This is a genomic window from Lysinibacillus parviboronicapiens (genome assembly GCF_003049575.1).
GTDB classification, from domain to species: domain Bacteria; phylum Bacillota; class Bacilli; order Bacillales_A; family Planococcaceae; genus Lysinibacillus; species Lysinibacillus parviboronicapiens.
Genome location: NZ_PYWI01000002.1, coordinates 129,276 through 145,735, shown reverse-complemented (window position 1 = coordinate 145,735; position 16,460 = coordinate 129,276). Strand labels below are relative to the sequence as shown.

Here is a 16,460-nt window from a genome sequence, read left to right as displayed (position 1 = left end):
CAAATGGCTAATCATTATAAAAGCATTGTAGTTGCTGTAGACGGTTCAAAAGAAGCTGAATACGCTTTCCGTAAATCGATCGACGTTGCAAAACGTAACGAGGGTGCTGTATTAAATCTAGTAAACGTTATTGACACTCGTTCATTTGCTGCAATCGAAGCATATGACCGTTCAATCGCGGAACGCGCACAAGCATTCTCTGAAGATTTACTAAACGGTTACAAAAAGCAAGCTGAAGAAGAAGGCTTAACAAATGTAAACCTTGTAATCGAATACGGTTCTCCAAAAAATATTATCACAAAAGAGCTTTCTAACATCGTAGACGCAGACTTAATCATCTGTGGTGCTACTGGTCTTAACGCTGTAGAACGTTTCCTAATTGGTTCTGTTTCTGAAGCAATCGTACGTTCAGCTAAATGTGATGTACTTGTAATCCGTACACCAGAAGGTAATTAAGTAATACATAAAAAGGTATCCAAGGACTCTTGGATACCTTTTTTAATCTATTATTTTAGAACATGCGTCCGGTCATTTCCCCTCTTGCCACATTTTCACTTTTTCGAAGAACATGGCAAGCGCTTGTTTATTTTGCATGTTTGGTACCTTCGCAAGTAACACCTCTTTTGGCGCCTTAAAATGCTCACTTTGCTTTTGTAAAATAACAATGCTTTTTTCATGTGCTTTATTCGCGAACATCGTATCTGGTAATTGGATAATAGCCTGAATCCATGCATGTTTTTGAATATACTTATGCAATTGCTTTGATTGCTCTGATTCAAAAAGATGAGTTGGAGCTAGGAAAAATAAATAACCGCCGTCCTTTGTATAATTAACAGACTGCTCAATGAACAAATGATGTGCATAGCTCATTCCTTCTGGTGCACACACTTCGTAATCCAATGCTACCTCTTCATTTGGATAATAACCAACAGGTAAATCACAAACAATTGCATCCACAGGATCTACTAGTAAATCCTGTAGTGCATCTTGGCGGAATAGTGATACGGGTTGCTCCGTCAAGTCTGCAGTTGCTGCTGCTAAACGTATGAGTAACTCATCTACCTCTACACCCGATGCTTCGGTTTTCCCATCTAATAGGTTCATAACCGTCAATAGTAAATTACCTGTACCAACCGCTGGATCCATTATAGAAATTTTTTCTTTTTCTAAACGCTCTGCAAAAATTTGCTCAACAAAATAGCCGACTAATAAACCAAGCGTATCTGGCGTCATTTGATGATTTGGCTGAGAGCCTTTACGCATTCCCTTTAAAATGGCAATTTGAATTGCTTTTCGTACATCTTCTTTCGTCGCACCTTGCTGTGAGAAATCGACTTCTCCATCTAGCCATGCCTCTAAACCATCCAGTATGCCCTCTAATAGTGTTGTATTGTGCTCTTTTTCTTGCTTTTCGGCATGCTCATTTAGCATTGCAAATAATTTCTCGATTTTTTCCATACAAAACTTCCTTTCACGCAGAAAGGAGCCGTGACAAAAACTTGTCACAGCTCCTTTGTCTAGTATTATCTTAGCCTAAAAGAAGCAGATTATGCTAGTGCTTTTACAGCTGCAATTGCTGATTCATAGTTTGGATGATCTGTAGCTTCTGGAACATATTCAACATACGTTACTTTACCTGCAGCATCCACAACAAATACGGCACGAGTTAGAAGTCGTAATTCTTGAATGTACACGCCATATGCTTCACCAAATGACAGGTCACGGTGGTCAGAAACTGTTTGAACGGCATCGATGCCTGCAGCGCCACACCAGCGTTTTTGTGCAAATGGTAGATCCACAGATACTGTGTAAATAACGACATTATCACCTAAATTTGCTGCTTCTTCATTAAAACGACGTGTTTGCGCATCGCATACACCTGTATCTAATGATGGGACAACACTAAATAAACGAATTTTCCCCTCTGAATCCTTTAAAGAAACAGCTGATAAGTCATTAGCTAATACAGTGAAATCTGGTGCTTGGTCTCCAACCTTTACTTCGTTCCCTACTAGTGTTACTGGACCATGTTTAAATGTTACTTGTGCCATATTAACGCCTCCTTCATCATATGTACATAATCTTACTAAATGTAGGGAATTAATTGCAACTGAGACAGCTTAAACTGAAAAATGATCTTTTTAAGTCCGAGTGATTTAGTTTCTAGCTTTAATTGTATTGATAAAATTAGTGGAATTTTTATCATACCATTTATGTTGTTGACACGTCATTGTTTGGAAATTTTCTATCCTTTATACTGTTGTGTTAGAAAGGGCTGTCTCAATTTTTTTGAGACAGCCCAATCATCACTCTTCTATTTTTTCATCTATCGTTTGTTCCAGTTTTTCAGGCTCAGGAACTTTCTTCTGAAGAGGTGAAGCTACAGACTCTTCTTTTTTTTCTACATAAATTTTCTCATGGACAACTGTTGTCTCCGCAAAAAAATCATGTAAGCCTTGATTGTCTGGCAATATCGCTACAAAAATATACAGTGGCATAAAGATATTACTAATAAAGCGGCCAATCCAATCTCGGAAAAGCACATCTGACCATGTTAACTTATCATGCTTTAATGACACAACACGCAAACCACAAGCCATTTTCCCTAAAGTTTGACCGAGAAATTTCGTCATCAATACGAAATAGCCATAATATATAATCGCTGAAATAATTGAAATTGGTGCATACCATACTGTTTCCGATAACGACCAATCCATTAAATAAAAAATCGGGTTAACAAGTATGCCGACAACAGCACTAATAATGAGGCCGTCCAATAAGAAGGCCCAAAGGCGTATCCAAAAGCCTGCCGTTTTTAATGCGTAGTGTTTAGTTGCTAACAGCGTTTCTTCCTTATCAGGAAAACGCTCTAAATCAAAAGAGGGTTGCCCTTGTATAACGAATTCATTATTTGTCATGGTACACCCTCCTTAGTATTCACCGTATAAGTACATCATTTTTGGCGCTCTATAGTCAGCCATAATCTTCATTAGCATTTTTTCCTCAGCAGATGGACCAAACATTGAACCAATCTTCATGCCAACATAAGACTGCCAGCCACCCATATCGTATGTGTATTCAAACAGTGCTGCATCCTCTAAACCATAATCAGCACGTAAAGCGGCAATCGTTGCTTCTTCGTCACCGATTTCATCGATTAAGCCTGCTTCAAGTGCCTTTGTTCCTCCAAGAATTCGACCATCCGCTACCTTTTTAACATCGGCTTCAGACATATTACGACCTTTTTCAACAATATCAACGAATTCTTCGTAGGTTTCATTAATCATATCTTGCATCATCGCACGTTCTTCTTCCGTAACATCACGCATCGGGCTTAACATATCCTTATGTTCACCTGATTTAAATGTCTGAAATTTCACGCCCACTTTTTCTGCTAGCTCCTGGTAATTAATTGATTGCATAATAACGCCAATAGAGCCTGTTATCGTATCGCGATGCGCGAAAATTTTATCTGCAGGTGCGGCAATATAATAACCGCCTGAAGCTGCCATTGAGTCCATTGATACATAAATCGGAATTTGGCGCTCCTCTTTAATTTCTAAAAGCTTTTTATAAATTTCTGCTGATTCTTTTACACCACCACCTGGCGAATTAACACTCAACACAACTGCCTGTACTGTTTCATCATATAAAATATTGTCTAATTGTTCTAAGAAAAACTGGTGATCATAAGCTACCGGCTGCCATAAGGAACTAGACCCAATATCTTGAATCGTCCCATCGACTTTTAAGTACGCGATTCGTTTATTATAATCCTCACCCTCAATCACCGTTTCAAATACTTCTAAATTATTACCAGCCATTAAGCTGTCAAAACTACCAAAGAAGTCTGCTTTAAATATTGCAAATACGGTGTTAATACCTAGTGAAACTACCAATAATACACTTGCAATAATTAAGGCTACCCACCTTTTAACATTCATGTCTTTCCGCCTCCTCAACACCTTATACGTGTAAACGTCTAAAATGTTTCACTTTTTTGCAATATTATGCAATAGTTTTATCTTATACATTTTGCCATAAAAAAGCTCTTTACACATAAAAAAAACCAAAGTTCATAAATTTGGCATGAACTTTGATTTTCGACATTATTTCCTAGGAAATTATTTTTGCGTATACTGATACTTTTCAAGCTGACGTAGTTCGACACGGCGAATTTTACCCGATGCGGTCTTTGGCAACTCCTCAACAAATTCAATCGCACGTGGATACTTGTAGGGCGCTGTTAATGCTTTTACATGATTTTGGAGTTCTTGAATAAGTGATGCAATGCCTATTCTTCTATCATGCAATACTACAAATGCCTTTACAATATTACCACGTACTTCATCAGGACTCGCAACTACTGCAACTTCTTTCACAGTTGGATGTTTCATTAATGCATCTTCAACCTCAAATGGTCCAATGGTGTAGCCTGAAGAAATAATGACATCATCACTGCGCCCCTCAAACCAAAAATAACCATCTTTATCTTTATATGCACGGTCTCCAGTGATATACCAATCACCACGGAATTGTAAGCTTGTACGTTCTGGGTCTTTAAAATATTTTTTAAATAATGCTGGTGTTTCACGATGAACCGCTATATCACCAACGGCACCATCTGCAACAGGGTTACCAAAATCATCAATAATTTCTACCGTATTTCCTGGCGTTGGTTGACCCATTGAGCCAACACGTGGCTCCATACCTACCATTGTTCCAACAAGTAATGTATTTTCAGTTTGACCGTAGCCATCACGTACCTGAAGTTTAAAGTTTTGTAAGAATATTTTCGTAACCTCACTGTTCAGCGGTTCTCCTGCAGATACAGCTTGACGAATGCTACTCAAATTGTAGTGTTGTAAATTTTCAAGTGCTGCCATAAAACGATATTCAGTGGGCGTACAGCACAGAACATTAATATTAAATTTTTCAAGTAACGTTAAGTATGTAGCTGCATCAAATTTTCCTTTGTAAACAAAAGCTGTTGCTCCACTACCCAATGTTGCAAGGAATGGACTCCATATCCATTTTTGCCACCCTGGAGCTGCAGTAGCCCACACTATATCATTTTCTTCAACGCCTAACCAATTTGGTGCTGTTGTCCGCAAATGTGCGTAACCCCAACTGTGTGTATGAACAGCAGCCTTTGGATTGCCTGTTGTGCCACTTGTGTAGGCAAGAAATGCAAGATCCGTACATTTCGTTGGTGTGGCGCTTGTATAGGTAGTGGGTTTATTTTTCATTTGCTCTAGCAAAGGTTGCCATGGTGCATGTGCCTGACCAATGACAAACTGCTGCACGTCCTCTAAATTTTCCACCTCATCAAATTGTTCAATATATGGCTCATAGGCAATAACCGCCTTTGCATCAGCATGTGTGATTCGATAGTCTATATCCTTTGCACGCAACATCTCAGAGCTTGGAATAATTGTTAAGCCAGCCTTTAATGCAGCAATATAAACAATGTACGCCTCAACTGATCTTGGCACCATAACTAAAATTACATCTCCTTTGACTAATCCTTGAGATGTGAATACATGTGCTGCCTGATTTGCCTTTTCAAGTAAAGTTGCATATGTAATATATTGTATATCTTCGTTTTCGTTATAAACTATTAAAGCATTTTTGGTTGGATTCTGTGCATACTTTTCAATTTCTTCTGCAATGTTATACCACTCTGGTGCGAGTAAATCTTGTCTATTCATGGCATATGCCCCCTTCGCTATGCCCATTATAAAACTCATTTTTCTTGATTTTCAATGGAAGAAGCCTTAATTTTGAAAAGTCATGACAACTATCATACTTCTTTATATGGCAACAGTCACTGCTTTTATGATAATTGGAAATCGCTATTGAACACCGAGAAAAAGTATGGTACATTTTGGTCAACTAAAATCATGATTGCAGGGGGACTCGTCTTGAGTTGAGAAGGTAAAACCTGACCCTTTGAACCTGTTAGTTAATACTGACGTAGGGAGCAATACATCTTGTTATTGATGAAAAGCTCTTTTTACGTGTACTCTTTGCACGAAAAGAGCTTTTTTTGCATGCTTACGTCCACCCAAAAAGGAGGACTTACTATGATTTTACAAACAATACGTAAACAACAGCCACTTATTCACTGTATCACAAATTATGTCGTGGCCAATTTTCAAGCAAATGGCTTACTGGCAATTGGTGCTTCTCCTGTAATGGCCGATGAAATCGATGAAGTTACAGAAATGGTAAAAATCGCTTCCGCGCTATTATTAAATACGGGTACGATAAATGATCGTACAAAAGGATCTATGTTACGTGCGGGAGAAATGGCCAACACACTTGGCATCCCAATTATTTTAGATCCCGTTGGTGCAGGAGCGACTACTTTTCGCAAAAAAACAATACAGCATTTATTAACGCAAGTTAAATTTGCTGTTATTCGTTGCAATGTTGGTGAGCTTGCTGCTATTGCCAATGTAAATTGGCAACAAAAAGGCGTCGACAGTGGCAGCGGGTCAATTTGTATGGAGGATGAGGCAAAGCAAGTTGCTCAACGCTATGATTGTATAGTTATTGTGACCGGTGAAAAAGATTTTATAACTGATGGTAAACAAATGCATTGGATTGATGGGGGACATCAGCAAATGACAGAAGTCACAGGGACAGGCTGCCTATTAAGTGCAATTTGCGCAGCCGCTTATGTTGCACAAAATGAGCCATATAAACAATTAGTAAATACCTTATTGGCCTATAAAAAAATAGCTGAACATGCTGCTTGCTCTACTCAATATATTGGTGATTTTCAAATTGCTGTCTTAAATGAGTTACATCGTCTTTCAAAGGACGGTGAAAAATAGTGCACATCGTGACTACAATTGCAGGCTCAGATAGTGGCGGCGGTGCAGGCATTCAAGCAGATTTAAAAACATTTCAAGAATTAAAGGTATTTGGCACATCTGTGATTACAGCGTTAACTGCTCAAAATACATTAGGTGTGTATGATGTTTTATCCATTGATCCAAACTTTATCGAAAAACAATTTTATGCACTATTAGAGGATTTTTCAATTAGTGCTATCAAAACAGGAATGCTTTTTTCTGCTGATGTTATTCAGACCATTGCAAATATAATGGCTGACTTGGATATACCACTTATCATTGATCCAGTAATGATTGCTAAAGGTGGCGAAAGCTTATTGCAACAACAAGCAATCGAGGCATTGCGATGTTATTTATTACCATTAGCAACTGTTATTACGCCAAATATCCCGGAAGCAGAAGTATTAACAGGCAAAAAGATTGATACCCCAGCATCAATTAAGCAAGCTGCTCATACACTTTTGCAACTAGGCGCACGATGTGTTGTCATTAAAGGTGGACATTTATCTGACAAAAAATTTGCGACTGATTATGTATTTTTTAAAGATGGTCGATCATTTTCCATGCAAACGGCACGTATTGCAACAAACAATACACACGGTACAGGCTGCACATTTTCTGCTGCATTAACAGCTTTTATTGGGTCTAACTTACCAATAGATCAGGCTATTTTGGAAGCGAAAAAATTTATTCAGCTTGCCATTACACATGATTTATCTATTGGCAATGGACACGGTCCGACCAATCATTTTGCCTACCATAAATACAAAGGTTTTTGCGAGGTGATTATTCATGAATAACCACGATTTAAAGCTCTATTTTATTATGGGTTCGGCAAACGTTCATAAACGACCTCCATTAGAAGTACTTGAAGAGGCGTTACAATCAGGCATTACCATGTTTCAATTTCGCGAAAAGGGGCCAGATGCATTAACTGGGCAAGCTTATGAAATTTTTGCTCAAAGTTGTCAAAAGCTATGTAAGCAGTATCATATTCCGTTTATCGTCAATGATGATATTGAGCTTGCTTTAAAACTTGGTGCGGATGGCATTCATATTGGGCAAGATGATTTTCCTGTTGCAGTTATCCGCGAGAAAATTGGAGATATGTTACTTGGTGTGTCTGTTCATACAAAAGATGAAGTGCACACTGCTTTACAGTACGCAGCTGATTATGTAGGTATCGGTCCTATTTTCGCAACCACTTCTAAAAGTGATGCCAAACCTCCAAGTGGTACTGAATTTCTACAACAAGTTCGTTCTGAACACCCTGACTTGCCTATCGTGGCAATTGGCGGAATTGATGAGTCCAATGCACAACTAGTATTTAAAGCTGGTGCACATGGAATTGCTGTTATTTCTGCTATATGTGAAAGTGTAAATATTAAAGATACTGTCTTAACTTTGACATCAATTCAACCTTCTTAAACGGGATAAAAAAAGCAAATTTAAACAAACTAAAACCAGTGCCTTTTACGGTCACTGGTTTTAAGCTTATAAATGCTTATGCTGCATTTATTGGTTGTTGTTTGGCATACCTTTTAATTGAGATTCTGCCATTTGTACAAGACGTTTAGTGATTTCACCACCAACGGAACCGTTGGCACGAGCTGATGCGTCAGCTCCTAATTGAACACCAAATTCTTGTGCAATTTCGTATTTCATTTGATCTAGTGCTTGTTGTACACCAGGTACTGCAAGCTTGTTAGAACTGCGGTTGTTGTTGTTTGTCATGTTTCTCACCTCCTTGTGAATATAGAATGTGCGTTATTTGTTTTTTAATACAAAAATTTTATAGGTAAAATGTAACTGCAAAGGAAACCTATTGACAATCAAATAAAAAACCATCTCAAAATTGAATTTTGAGATGGTTTCTTTCCTATATATATAACAAATTCAAGTTTGCATAAACAGCAAAACAATTGTAGGCTTTTTTTATAAAAGATCTGCAAATTTATCTGCAGGCTGCTCTTTTTTCGGGAAAATATAGACCTCACGATTTTTCACAGCTCGTTCAATGAGTTCATCGAAATCAGAAAAGCTTTCATAATGCTCCACTTTTTCAAGTTTTGGTTTCGTTTTTGGACTAGCCGGCGTGAAAATTGTACAGCAGTCTTCGAATGGTTGAATAGACGTTTCGTATGTGCCGATTTTCTGCGCAATATCAATGATTTCTAATTTATCATTTGAAATTAGCGGACGTAATATCGGTGTGCTTGTCACAGCGTTAATTGCTGTTAAGCTTTCAAGTGTTTGACTTGCTACTTGCCCAAGACTTTCTCCTGTTACAATTGCAAGTGCACCGATTTCTTCACGTACTTTGTCCGCAATTTTTAACATCATACGACGCGTTGTTGTCATCGACACATTTGATGGTACTTTTTCTTTAATAAGAACTTGAACCTCTGTAAAAGGAATAACATGTAGACGAATACTTGCACCAAATTTCGTTAATTCATTGGCAAGTACTTTTACTTTTTCTAATGAATTTTGACTTGTATATGGTGGGCTGAAGAAATGAATTGCTTCTAAGCGAACGCCACGTTTCATCATTAAATATCCTGCTACTGGGCTATCGATACCACCTGAAAGCATCAATAAAGATTTACCGTTAGAGCCAACTGGCATGCCACCAGCACCCGCAATAACTTGCGCCATCATATAAGTTGCATCATGGCGCACCTCAACACGAAGCTCAACATCTGGTTTTTTCACTTTAACTGATAAATTTTGATACTGTGGTAACACATATCCCCCAATTTCACGCTGAATAGCATGCGAATCTAATGGGAATGTTTTATCTGTCCGTTTTACTTCAACTTTAAAAGTCAATTTTTCACTTTTAAATGTATCCATAATTGTAATCGCTAGTGATTTCATTGCTTCCATGTCTTTATTACATGCGGCAACTGGACTAAATGATTGGATTCCGAAAATTTTTGGTAATCCGTTTAGTAATACGTCCATTTGTGCCTCATCTTGAATTGCAATGAACATACGGTCTCGCTCTGTACGAATGTGTAGATGGCCTAAATCTGCAAATGCATGGCGAATATTTTCACGCAAGCGACGGATAAAATCCATCTTATTGCGTCCTTTTGTAGATAGCTCACCATATCGAATTAAAATTTCTTTCCAAATCATAAAACATATTCTCCTTTAAGTTCCATTAGTACTTCATGTAATACTTGTTTAAATTGCGCAATATCTTCGTCCGTTACATGTGCACCAAAGCTTATGCGAATAACACCTTTTTTAAAATGTTCATCGATGTTTAAAGCTTCTACTACATGACTCGTTTTCGTTTGTTTAGAAGAACATGCACTAGATGTTGACACAATAACTCCACGTTTCTGAAATGCATTTATCATAATTTCACCTTTTAAGTCGCGTATACTAAACGATAAAATATGTGGTGCGCCTTGAGGTGTCGATAAAATAGTCACAGCGTCACCATATTTTTTTAACTCTGTGCATATTTCATCCTGCCAATTACGATATTTTTTTGCACGTTCGCTCATAGTTTCTATTGCAATGCGCGCTGCTTTCGATAATGCAACAGCTTGCGGGACAGCTACTGTACCACTACGTAAGCCAAATTCCTGTCCACCACCAAGTGCATATGGCTGCCATTGCATTTTTTTACGAAAAGCTAATATACCAGAACCTTTAAAACCATGAATTTTATGACCTGATATGGTGATACAGTCTGGACCTTCATCTTCATTAAATGTTAGGGGCAATTTCCCAAAGCTTTGCACTGCATCCACATGAAATGCGGCACGACTTGCTTCATGGATAATTTTGGCCGCTTCAAAAATCGGCTGGATGGCACCCATCTCATTATTGACATGCATCATGCTTACTAAAATAGTATCCTTGCGAACTTTTTGTCTTAGCTCATCTAACGACACTACTCCCATGTTGTCGACTTGTAGATATTCTATCTCAAAGCCCTCTTTCTCAAGCTGCTTTACTGATTCTAACACAGATGGATGTTCGATTTCTGTCGTCAAAATATGGTTGCCTTTATGAGTATTACCATGCGCTAAACCGAAAATAGCTGTATTATTGGATTCAGTTCCTCCTGAAGTAAACAGGACATTTTTTGCCTCAGTATGCAAAATATTTGCTACTTGTTCACGAGCTCGCATTAATAATTCATTTGATTCTACACCCATTGCATGAATCGATGAAGGATTGGCGTAATACTGCTCATTTACTGCCATAAATGCTTGCATCACTTCTTCATAAGGTTTAGTTGTTGCACTGTTATCTAGATAGATTGTATTTTCTTTCATTGTTATTCACACACTTTCAAAACGTTAATTTAACGGTATTTATTATAGTTCAAACTTACTTATAAAACCATTAACTATAATTACACGACAAAAAAATTTCTATTCAATCCATTTTTGTCTGTTAATGATAAGAATTAATGTGACTTTGCATTATTTTTTAAAACGATAAACGATATCGTCGTACCAACCTCTAGCTTACTATTAATTTGAAGGCCCTCACCATAGTGCTGTTTTAATCGGAGATTTGTGTTTAATAGCCCAACGCCAGATTTATTAGCTGTTTGCCTTACCAGTAAGCGTTGTACCATCACTTCATCCATTCCAACACCATCATCTGTCACTGATATCTCAACATAGTTTACATAGTCTAAAACTCGAATTCGAATATTTCCACCTTGAACTTGCTTCGTAATGCCATGTCTAACAGCATTTTCAACTATTGGTTGAATGGTTAGCGCAGGAATCAACAACTGTATATTTTCTTCTATGTCCCAAGTTACTTGTAAGCGATCTCCAAATCGTTCCTTCTCAATAAAAAGATAGGATCGAACAAGACTTAACTCTTCCTCGATTGACACGAGTTCATCGAGATTTTGAAACTTAAATGATTCCCTCAAATAGTCACTAAACGCTTCGAGTAGATTACGCATCCGCTTCATATCAATTTCACTTAACGCTAAAATTGCATTTAATGTATTGAAGAAGAAATGAGGTTGTATTTGTGCCTGAAGCCACGCAGCTTCCATTCGTAATCGCTCATGAGTAGATTGTTTCACTTCAGTTAAAGCCCTAACTCGAGATCTTATTTCCAAGGCATCTACAGGCTTTACTACATAATCGTTGGCACCCGCTAAAAATCCATTTTCAATGTCCTGTGACTGACTCCGCGCAGTGAGGAGGAGGATTGGAAGTTCTGCAATGGTGAAACGTTGACGAATTCTTCGAGTCAACTCATAACCAGACATTTGTGGCATCATTACATCTGAAATAATCAAATCCCATTCTTTAGTATCTAAAATAGCCAATGCTTTTTTACCGCTTGTCACCGTTACTATATCAAATTTTTCTAATGTAAGAATGCTTTCTATTACTCTTAGATTAATCGGATCGTCGTCTACTACTAAAACACGAGGGCGATTTTCTACAATCTTGAGTTGTGGTTCAGTTCTATCATCAACATGGATAGCAGTCGCGGCCAATGCTGAGCGTGCTATATTATAAGACGAAAGAATTGTACTCACGTTCACTGCGTCTTGTTGGTCAATTGTGTCATCGGCTAATTGTAATGTAAAGCTGAATTCCGACCCTTGACCTAGAACAGATTTAACCTGCAATGTACCTCCATGTAATTCAACCAATTGTTTGCTAATGCTCAGACCCAGACCAAATCCACCTTCAATTATCGTATTGCCTAGATAAGCTTGCTCATAAGGTTCAAAAATCCTTTTCATCGTTTCCTCATCTATGCCAACGCCAGTATCTGAAATGACAATTTGTGCACGTCCGTCTTTTACAAAACTACGTATAGCAATTGTACCTTCATCTGTATATTTAACAGCATTGTGTAGAACATTAAAAACGATTTGGATGACTCGATTTTCGTCGGCAAACACTTGCGGGAAATCTTCAGGAATATCGTTTATTAACCGTATTTGTTTCCCCTCCGTCATAAATTGAAGCATATCTAATACACCCGTTGCGACTGTATCGATTGAAAAGGTTTGATACTTCAAACGGTATGTATGTTCTTTTAGACTCATCGTATCCAATAAATCGTTTAACATGAGAGTCATTCGGCGACCTACAGAAAGAACAGTTTCCAAATCCTTAATACTTTTATTGTGTAGTGTTAACTGTTCTCGTTCTAATACTGCTTTTGAAATATTCAATATACCGTGAAGTGGATTTCGTAGCTCATGGGACGTATTTGCAAGAAATTCATCCTTTAGCTTATCACTTCTCTGAAGCTTTTTCGTCAATTCATGTGCTTCTGAGTGAACCTTAAAATAGCGTTTAAACCAGAATGAAGCAAAGCAGGCTACCGCTATTATTAAATCAAATGGATAATAAACAATTTTAATACCCGTTATAAGAAATAAACCCCACCAAATCAGGTTGTTACCAAATGCCATAATAGCTAAAAGTAATAAGGTATTATCCTTAATTTTCTTAATGGACGTATAAAACATAGATATAATCGTTAACGTTATCGATATGCCCATAAGAGTTGTGTATAAGGGCTGTAGAATTATAACATAATGAGCTGATAAAAGTAGTGACATTAAGATAGATAAACCACAAAGGGCAAAGAAATATGGAAAAAATTTTCTCCAACTAGTTGGGAATTGATGTTTCACACATTGTAATAAAGCATAGGCAAGACTAACCATAGAAAGGTGGACTAGCTTAAATCCCCATTCATAATTTATCGGAAACCAATAAGATAATAATTTCTCATCACTACCCAGCAAATTAGTGAACATGGCACTGATGGTCAATAGAGCAAAATAGAGTAACCGCTTCTCTCTATTACCAACTAGATATAAAATAAGTGCATAAACCGCATGCATCAAAAATACGATGGCCACCATTTGCTGCATTGTCACAGAAAATTGTGCCTCGCGTGCAATCGCCTCTTCTTTCCCAAATTTTATGGAACGAACAATACCACTGTTACGGGGATCCTTAAAATTTGCAACATGAATTACTATATCAATTACATTGCGACCATTCGTTGTGAAGGAGGCAGAGTAAGGTATATTATATGCAATCGTTTCTTGGGCAGTTTTCCCAGGTTGACCTGATTTACTTAACAACCGTCCATTTACATATAATTCTGAAGAACTTCGAATGCTCGGAATTCGAACACTGTAGGTTACTTCGTCTTTTGGATTGACAAGAACTTGTAAGCGATAGGAACCATAGCCGTATGGAGAATTCTCGGCTGATATTGACTGATTCCACCCACCCGGGACTTGGATAAATTGAGCTTTATCGTCAATAACCTTTTCCACACTCATTAGCTGAATGTCAGGATAAAACTCCCACTGCCCATCTAATGTAACCGTACGACCTTTATTTGCATCCCATTGTCGTAAATCAAGTTGTCCGTTTATAGCATGTGGTTGCTGTGAATTATGTAACGTCACAATCCACAAAATTCGTGCCCCTGTAAGAATCATTAAAAACAAGCTTACTATAATAAAAATTTTTCCTTTTCTTATAAAAAAACCTGGCGAAAAGCCTAACTCCTTAAACTTTGCCATCGTTTTTAATCGTACCTCCCTTCATCTTCTTTGTTCAATTTTGTATAAAAAATTAAACTTTAAAAAATCCCCCACCCGAACTCCTTATTCTCATAAGAAAACCACCAACTTAAATCCAGTGTGGTGGTTACTTTTTTTCATTATAATAATATTTTTAATTTTATCCTCGACATCTATATGGTGGAGCTAACGGGAAACTAAATCCTCTGCGACAATTTCTTGGATACGTTTTAATGCACCCGGCTCCATTTCTTCAACAGCTGTCCCTGCCTCTTCTAGCGCTTTTGTATAACGGAATTGATGGAATGCTTCTTCTGCTTCTTTTAAACGAGCATTTAATTTTGGATTTGTTGCTCGATGACGGTTGCCATATTGAATAATACGTTCAATCAGCATTACATTTTCAATCAATTCATGTGCCTTTGAATGAACATCTTCCACACAAAGAGTGGCTGCATTTAAGTTATTGTGAACTGTTCCCATATTGAGTGGTACTTCTTGTAAACTTTGCATCACCACATAAATGTGCTCTGCAGCCTCATCTAAACGTGCATCCATCTCTTCGGGAATACCGGGAATATTCGCCTTATTTAACAGACGGTCTGTATCCTGCAACGTTTTTTTCAGATTTTCAACTTGTGAACGTGCCTTATTTTCGTCAATCCGAAGCTTTTTCATCGTATTCGATAAGTGATCTTGCTCCTCATGAATACGTTCAAGCTCCTCACTGATTTCAATCAGTTCTTCTTGCAAACTTGAATATGCAGACTTTTCTTCTGTTACACGCATTGCCAGTAAATCATAACGGCGTTGAAGTGCTTCTAATTGTTTTAATGCCGCTTTTGGTATTTCAGCATCCTTTTCATTAAGATGGTAGCTTTGCTGAACAAAAGTTGCCTCATCGCTAACTAAGCGGGTTGAGCTAATGACATTTGTGATGGAACCTAATAAACGTTCACAATTTTGATCTACGTAGTTTTTCGCAATAACCTCTTTTTCAAGCAAATCGTAGAAATGGTCGATTTCTTCATTTATTTCAACAACTCGCGGTTTTACAGCAGATAAATTAAGTTCAGCCAATTCACCCTTTAAAGCAGTAAACTCCGTCTCTAGGTTGTCCAGTGCTTCTGTTAGCTCTAAATGATGTAAATAATAAGATTTCTCTTCCATTTCTCGTTGACCATTGCGTAATTCTTGAACAGCACCTGGTAATTTCACTTGCAGTTCTGTCAAAATAGTTGGTACGTCATTGATATATTCAAATGTCTCTTGTGATTCCTGATTCAAGCCAATAACAATTTCACGTGCCTGCAAATAGTTACCATCGCGCGTAAGTTCATCAAACTCTTCAAACTTTTGAACAAATACTTCTAATTTTTGCTCAAGTGCTGGTAACGCTATGCCAAATGAGTGTTGGTGGGCAAGCAAAGTTTTACGGGCTGATCGATAATATTCCTTTAGTTGTTCAATTTCAATACGATTTTTTTCTTCGCTGCCAATCAATTCATTTAATTCTTCTAAAATTTTATCTTTGTCTTGTTCACACTTACGAACATAATCCTCAATTTCACGTTCAATCAACGTTGCTTTTTTAAAACGAAGATGATTGACTTGGTCCTCCGCATCGAATAGGAGTGAATCAATTTTTGTCATATGTACATCGATGACTTCATCCCAGCTATTGCGCCATCGTTCAAACATTTCCTCCGTTTCACCATTCATGTTTAATGATTTAACTTTAGAAATTTCCTCATTTATGGGATTGTTTTGTATTTGTAATTTTTCATTTTCAAGTTGTGCAATAATTGCTGTATGTTTTCGTCGCATCATAAATCCTACTATGGCTAAAATTAATAGTAGGATAATCGGAATGATGATATACTCCATCGTAAGCCTCCTATTCTACAATATACGAATTGGCTAGTTGTATTTATTATATACTATGTTTTCCCCTTTTGTACTAAAATTTAAGTGTTTTTCAGAAAAGTGTATTCACGCCCAACAGACAAACTGGCAACTCCTGTCCTTGA

The 16,460-nt window shown here is 37.5% G+C and carries 14 protein-coding genes and 1 riboswitch; of the genes, 4 read left to right on the top strand and 10 right to left on the bottom strand.

Going from position 1 to position 16,460, the window contains the following annotated elements:
- The first annotated feature begins 3 nt into the window (after positions 1-3).
- Positions 4-456 carry a universal stress protein gene (locus tag C9J35_RS03095; protein ID WP_107923390.1) on the top strand — a complete coding sequence of 151 codons (453 nt, stop codon included), beginning with the start codon at positions 4-6 and terminating at the stop codon, positions 454-456.
- A 72-nt stretch (positions 457-528) separates the two neighbouring features.
- On the opposite strand, the gene C9J35_RS03090 is transcribed toward C9J35_RS03095, so the two are convergent.
- The 5 genes from C9J35_RS03090 to mbcS all read right to left on the bottom strand — a co-directional run bounded on the left by C9J35_RS03090 (position 529) and on the right by mbcS (position 5,711).
- Positions 529-1,458, bottom strand: coding sequence for a class I SAM-dependent methyltransferase (locus C9J35_RS03090; RefSeq protein ID WP_107923389.1), 930 nt, complete (start codon positions 1,456-1,458; stop codon positions 529-531).
- Between the two features lie 89 nt (positions 1,459-1,547).
- A complete protein-coding gene (gene tpx / locus C9J35_RS03085) occupies positions 1,548-2,051 on the bottom strand; it encodes a thiol peroxidase (protein WP_054767256.1) in 504 nt (167 codons plus the stop codon).
- A gap of 255 nt (positions 2,052-2,306) precedes the next feature.
- Positions 2,307-2,918: an RDD family protein gene (locus tag C9J35_RS03080; protein WP_107923388.1), complete on the bottom strand. Its 612-nt coding sequence runs from the start codon at positions 2,916-2,918 to the stop codon at positions 2,307-2,309.
- Between the two features lie 12 nt (positions 2,919-2,930).
- Positions 2,931-3,944: a signal peptide peptidase SppA gene (sppA, locus tag C9J35_RS03075; RefSeq protein ID WP_107923387.1), complete on the bottom strand. Its 1,014-nt coding sequence runs from the start codon at positions 3,942-3,944 to the stop codon at positions 2,931-2,933.
- Positions 3,945-4,124: 180 nt separating this feature from the next.
- A complete protein-coding gene (gene mbcS / locus C9J35_RS03070; protein ID WP_107923386.1) occupies positions 4,125-5,711 on the bottom strand; it encodes an acyl-CoA synthetase MbcS in 1,587 nt (528 codons plus the stop codon).
- 190 nt (positions 5,712-5,901) lie between these two features.
- Positions 5,902-6,000: riboswitch (TPP riboswitch) on the top strand.
- A gap of 86 nt (positions 6,001-6,086) precedes the next feature.
- Between mbcS and thiM the strand changes: the two genes are divergently transcribed.
- The 3 genes from thiM to thiE are packed head-to-tail and all read left to right on the top strand — an operon-like array spanning position 6,087 to position 8,291.
- A complete protein-coding gene (gene thiM / locus C9J35_RS03065) occupies positions 6,087-6,842 on the top strand; it encodes a hydroxyethylthiazole kinase (protein ID WP_054767254.1) in 756 nt (251 codons plus the stop codon).
- A complete protein-coding gene (gene thiD, locus C9J35_RS03060) occupies positions 6,842-7,663 on the top strand; it encodes a bifunctional hydroxymethylpyrimidine kinase/phosphomethylpyrimidine kinase (RefSeq protein WP_107923385.1) in 822 nt (273 codons plus the stop codon). The genes thiM and thiD overlap by 1 nt, the downstream gene beginning before the upstream one ends.
- On the top strand, positions 7,656-8,291 hold the full coding sequence (thiE, locus tag C9J35_RS03055; protein ID WP_054767253.1) for a thiamine phosphate synthase: 636 nt from the start codon (positions 7,656-7,658) through the stop codon (positions 8,289-8,291). Before thiD ends, thiE begins: the two co-directional genes overlap by 8 nt.
- 87 nt (positions 8,292-8,378) lie before the next feature.
- Here the strand turns inward: thiE and C9J35_RS03050 are convergent, their stop codons facing one another.
- From C9J35_RS03050 to ezrA, 5 genes are all read right to left on the bottom strand, one after another.
- Positions 8,379-8,597, bottom strand: a complete 219-nt coding sequence (locus C9J35_RS03050; protein WP_010860203.1) for an alpha/beta-type small acid-soluble spore protein — start codon at positions 8,595-8,597, stop codon at positions 8,379-8,381.
- A gap of 201 nt (positions 8,598-8,798) precedes the next feature.
- Positions 8,799-10,007 (bottom strand): tRNA uracil 4-sulfurtransferase ThiI, encoded by a 1,209-nt coding sequence (gene thiI, locus C9J35_RS03045; protein WP_107923384.1) that lies wholly within the window; start codon positions 10,005-10,007, stop codon positions 8,799-8,801.
- Positions 10,004-11,164, bottom strand: coding sequence for a cysteine desulfurase family protein (locus tag C9J35_RS03040; protein WP_107923383.1), 1,161 nt, complete (start codon positions 11,162-11,164; stop codon positions 10,004-10,006). The genes thiI and C9J35_RS03040 overlap by 4 nt, the downstream gene beginning before the upstream one ends.
- A gap of 134 nt (positions 11,165-11,298) precedes the next feature.
- Complete coding sequence (locus tag C9J35_RS03035) at positions 11,299-14,430, bottom strand: sensor histidine kinase (protein ID WP_107923382.1); 3,132 nt, start codon at positions 14,428-14,430, stop codon at positions 11,299-11,301.
- A gap of 186 nt (positions 14,431-14,616) precedes the next feature.
- Positions 14,617-16,317, bottom strand: a complete 1,701-nt coding sequence (ezrA, locus tag C9J35_RS03030) for a septation ring formation regulator EzrA (RefSeq protein WP_107923381.1) — start codon at positions 16,315-16,317, stop codon at positions 14,617-14,619.
- Between the last annotated feature and the right edge of the window lie 143 nt (positions 16,318-16,460).

Coding starts and splice junctions, on each gene's coding strand:
- mbcS (WP_107923386.1), bottom strand. CDS start 5,711: ATGAATAGACAAGATTTACTCGCACCAGAGTGGTATAACATTGCAGAA.
- thiI (WP_107923384.1), bottom strand. CDS start 10,007: ATGATTTGGAAAGAAATTTTAATTCGATATGGTGAGCTATCTACAAAA.
- thiE (WP_054767253.1), top strand. CDS start 7,656: ATGAATAACCACGATTTAAAGCTCTATTTTATTATGGGTTCGGCAAAC.
- C9J35_RS03095 (WP_107923390.1), top strand. CDS start 4: ATGGCTAATCATTATAAAAGCATTGTAGTTGCTGTAGACGGTTCAAAA.
- C9J35_RS03090 (WP_107923389.1), bottom strand. CDS start 1,458: ATGGAAAAAATCGAGAAATTATTTGCAATGCTAAATGAGCATGCCGAA.
- C9J35_RS03040 (WP_107923383.1), bottom strand. CDS start 11,164: ATGAAAGAAAATACAATCTATCTAGATAACAGTGCAACAACTAAACCT.
- thiM (WP_054767254.1), top strand. CDS start 6,087: ATGATTTTACAAACAATACGTAAACAACAGCCACTTATTCACTGTATC.
- C9J35_RS03035 (WP_107923382.1), bottom strand. CDS start 14,430: ATGGCAAAGTTTAAGGAGTTAGGCTTTTCGCCAGGTTTTTTTATAAGA.
- sppA (WP_107923387.1), bottom strand. CDS start 3,944: ATGAATGTTAAAAGGTGGGTAGCCTTAATTATTGCAAGTGTATTATTG.
- C9J35_RS03080 (WP_107923388.1), bottom strand. CDS start 2,918: ATGACAAATAATGAATTCGTTATACAAGGGCAACCCTCTTTTGATTTA.
- tpx (WP_054767256.1), bottom strand. CDS start 2,051: ATGGCACAAGTAACATTTAAACATGGTCCAGTAACACTAGTAGGGAAC.
- C9J35_RS03050 (WP_010860203.1), bottom strand. CDS start 8,597: ATGACAAACAACAACAACCGCAGTTCTAACAAGCTTGCAGTACCTGGT.
- ezrA (WP_107923381.1), bottom strand. CDS start 16,317: ATGGAGTATATCATCATTCCGATTATCCTACTATTAATTTTAGCCATA.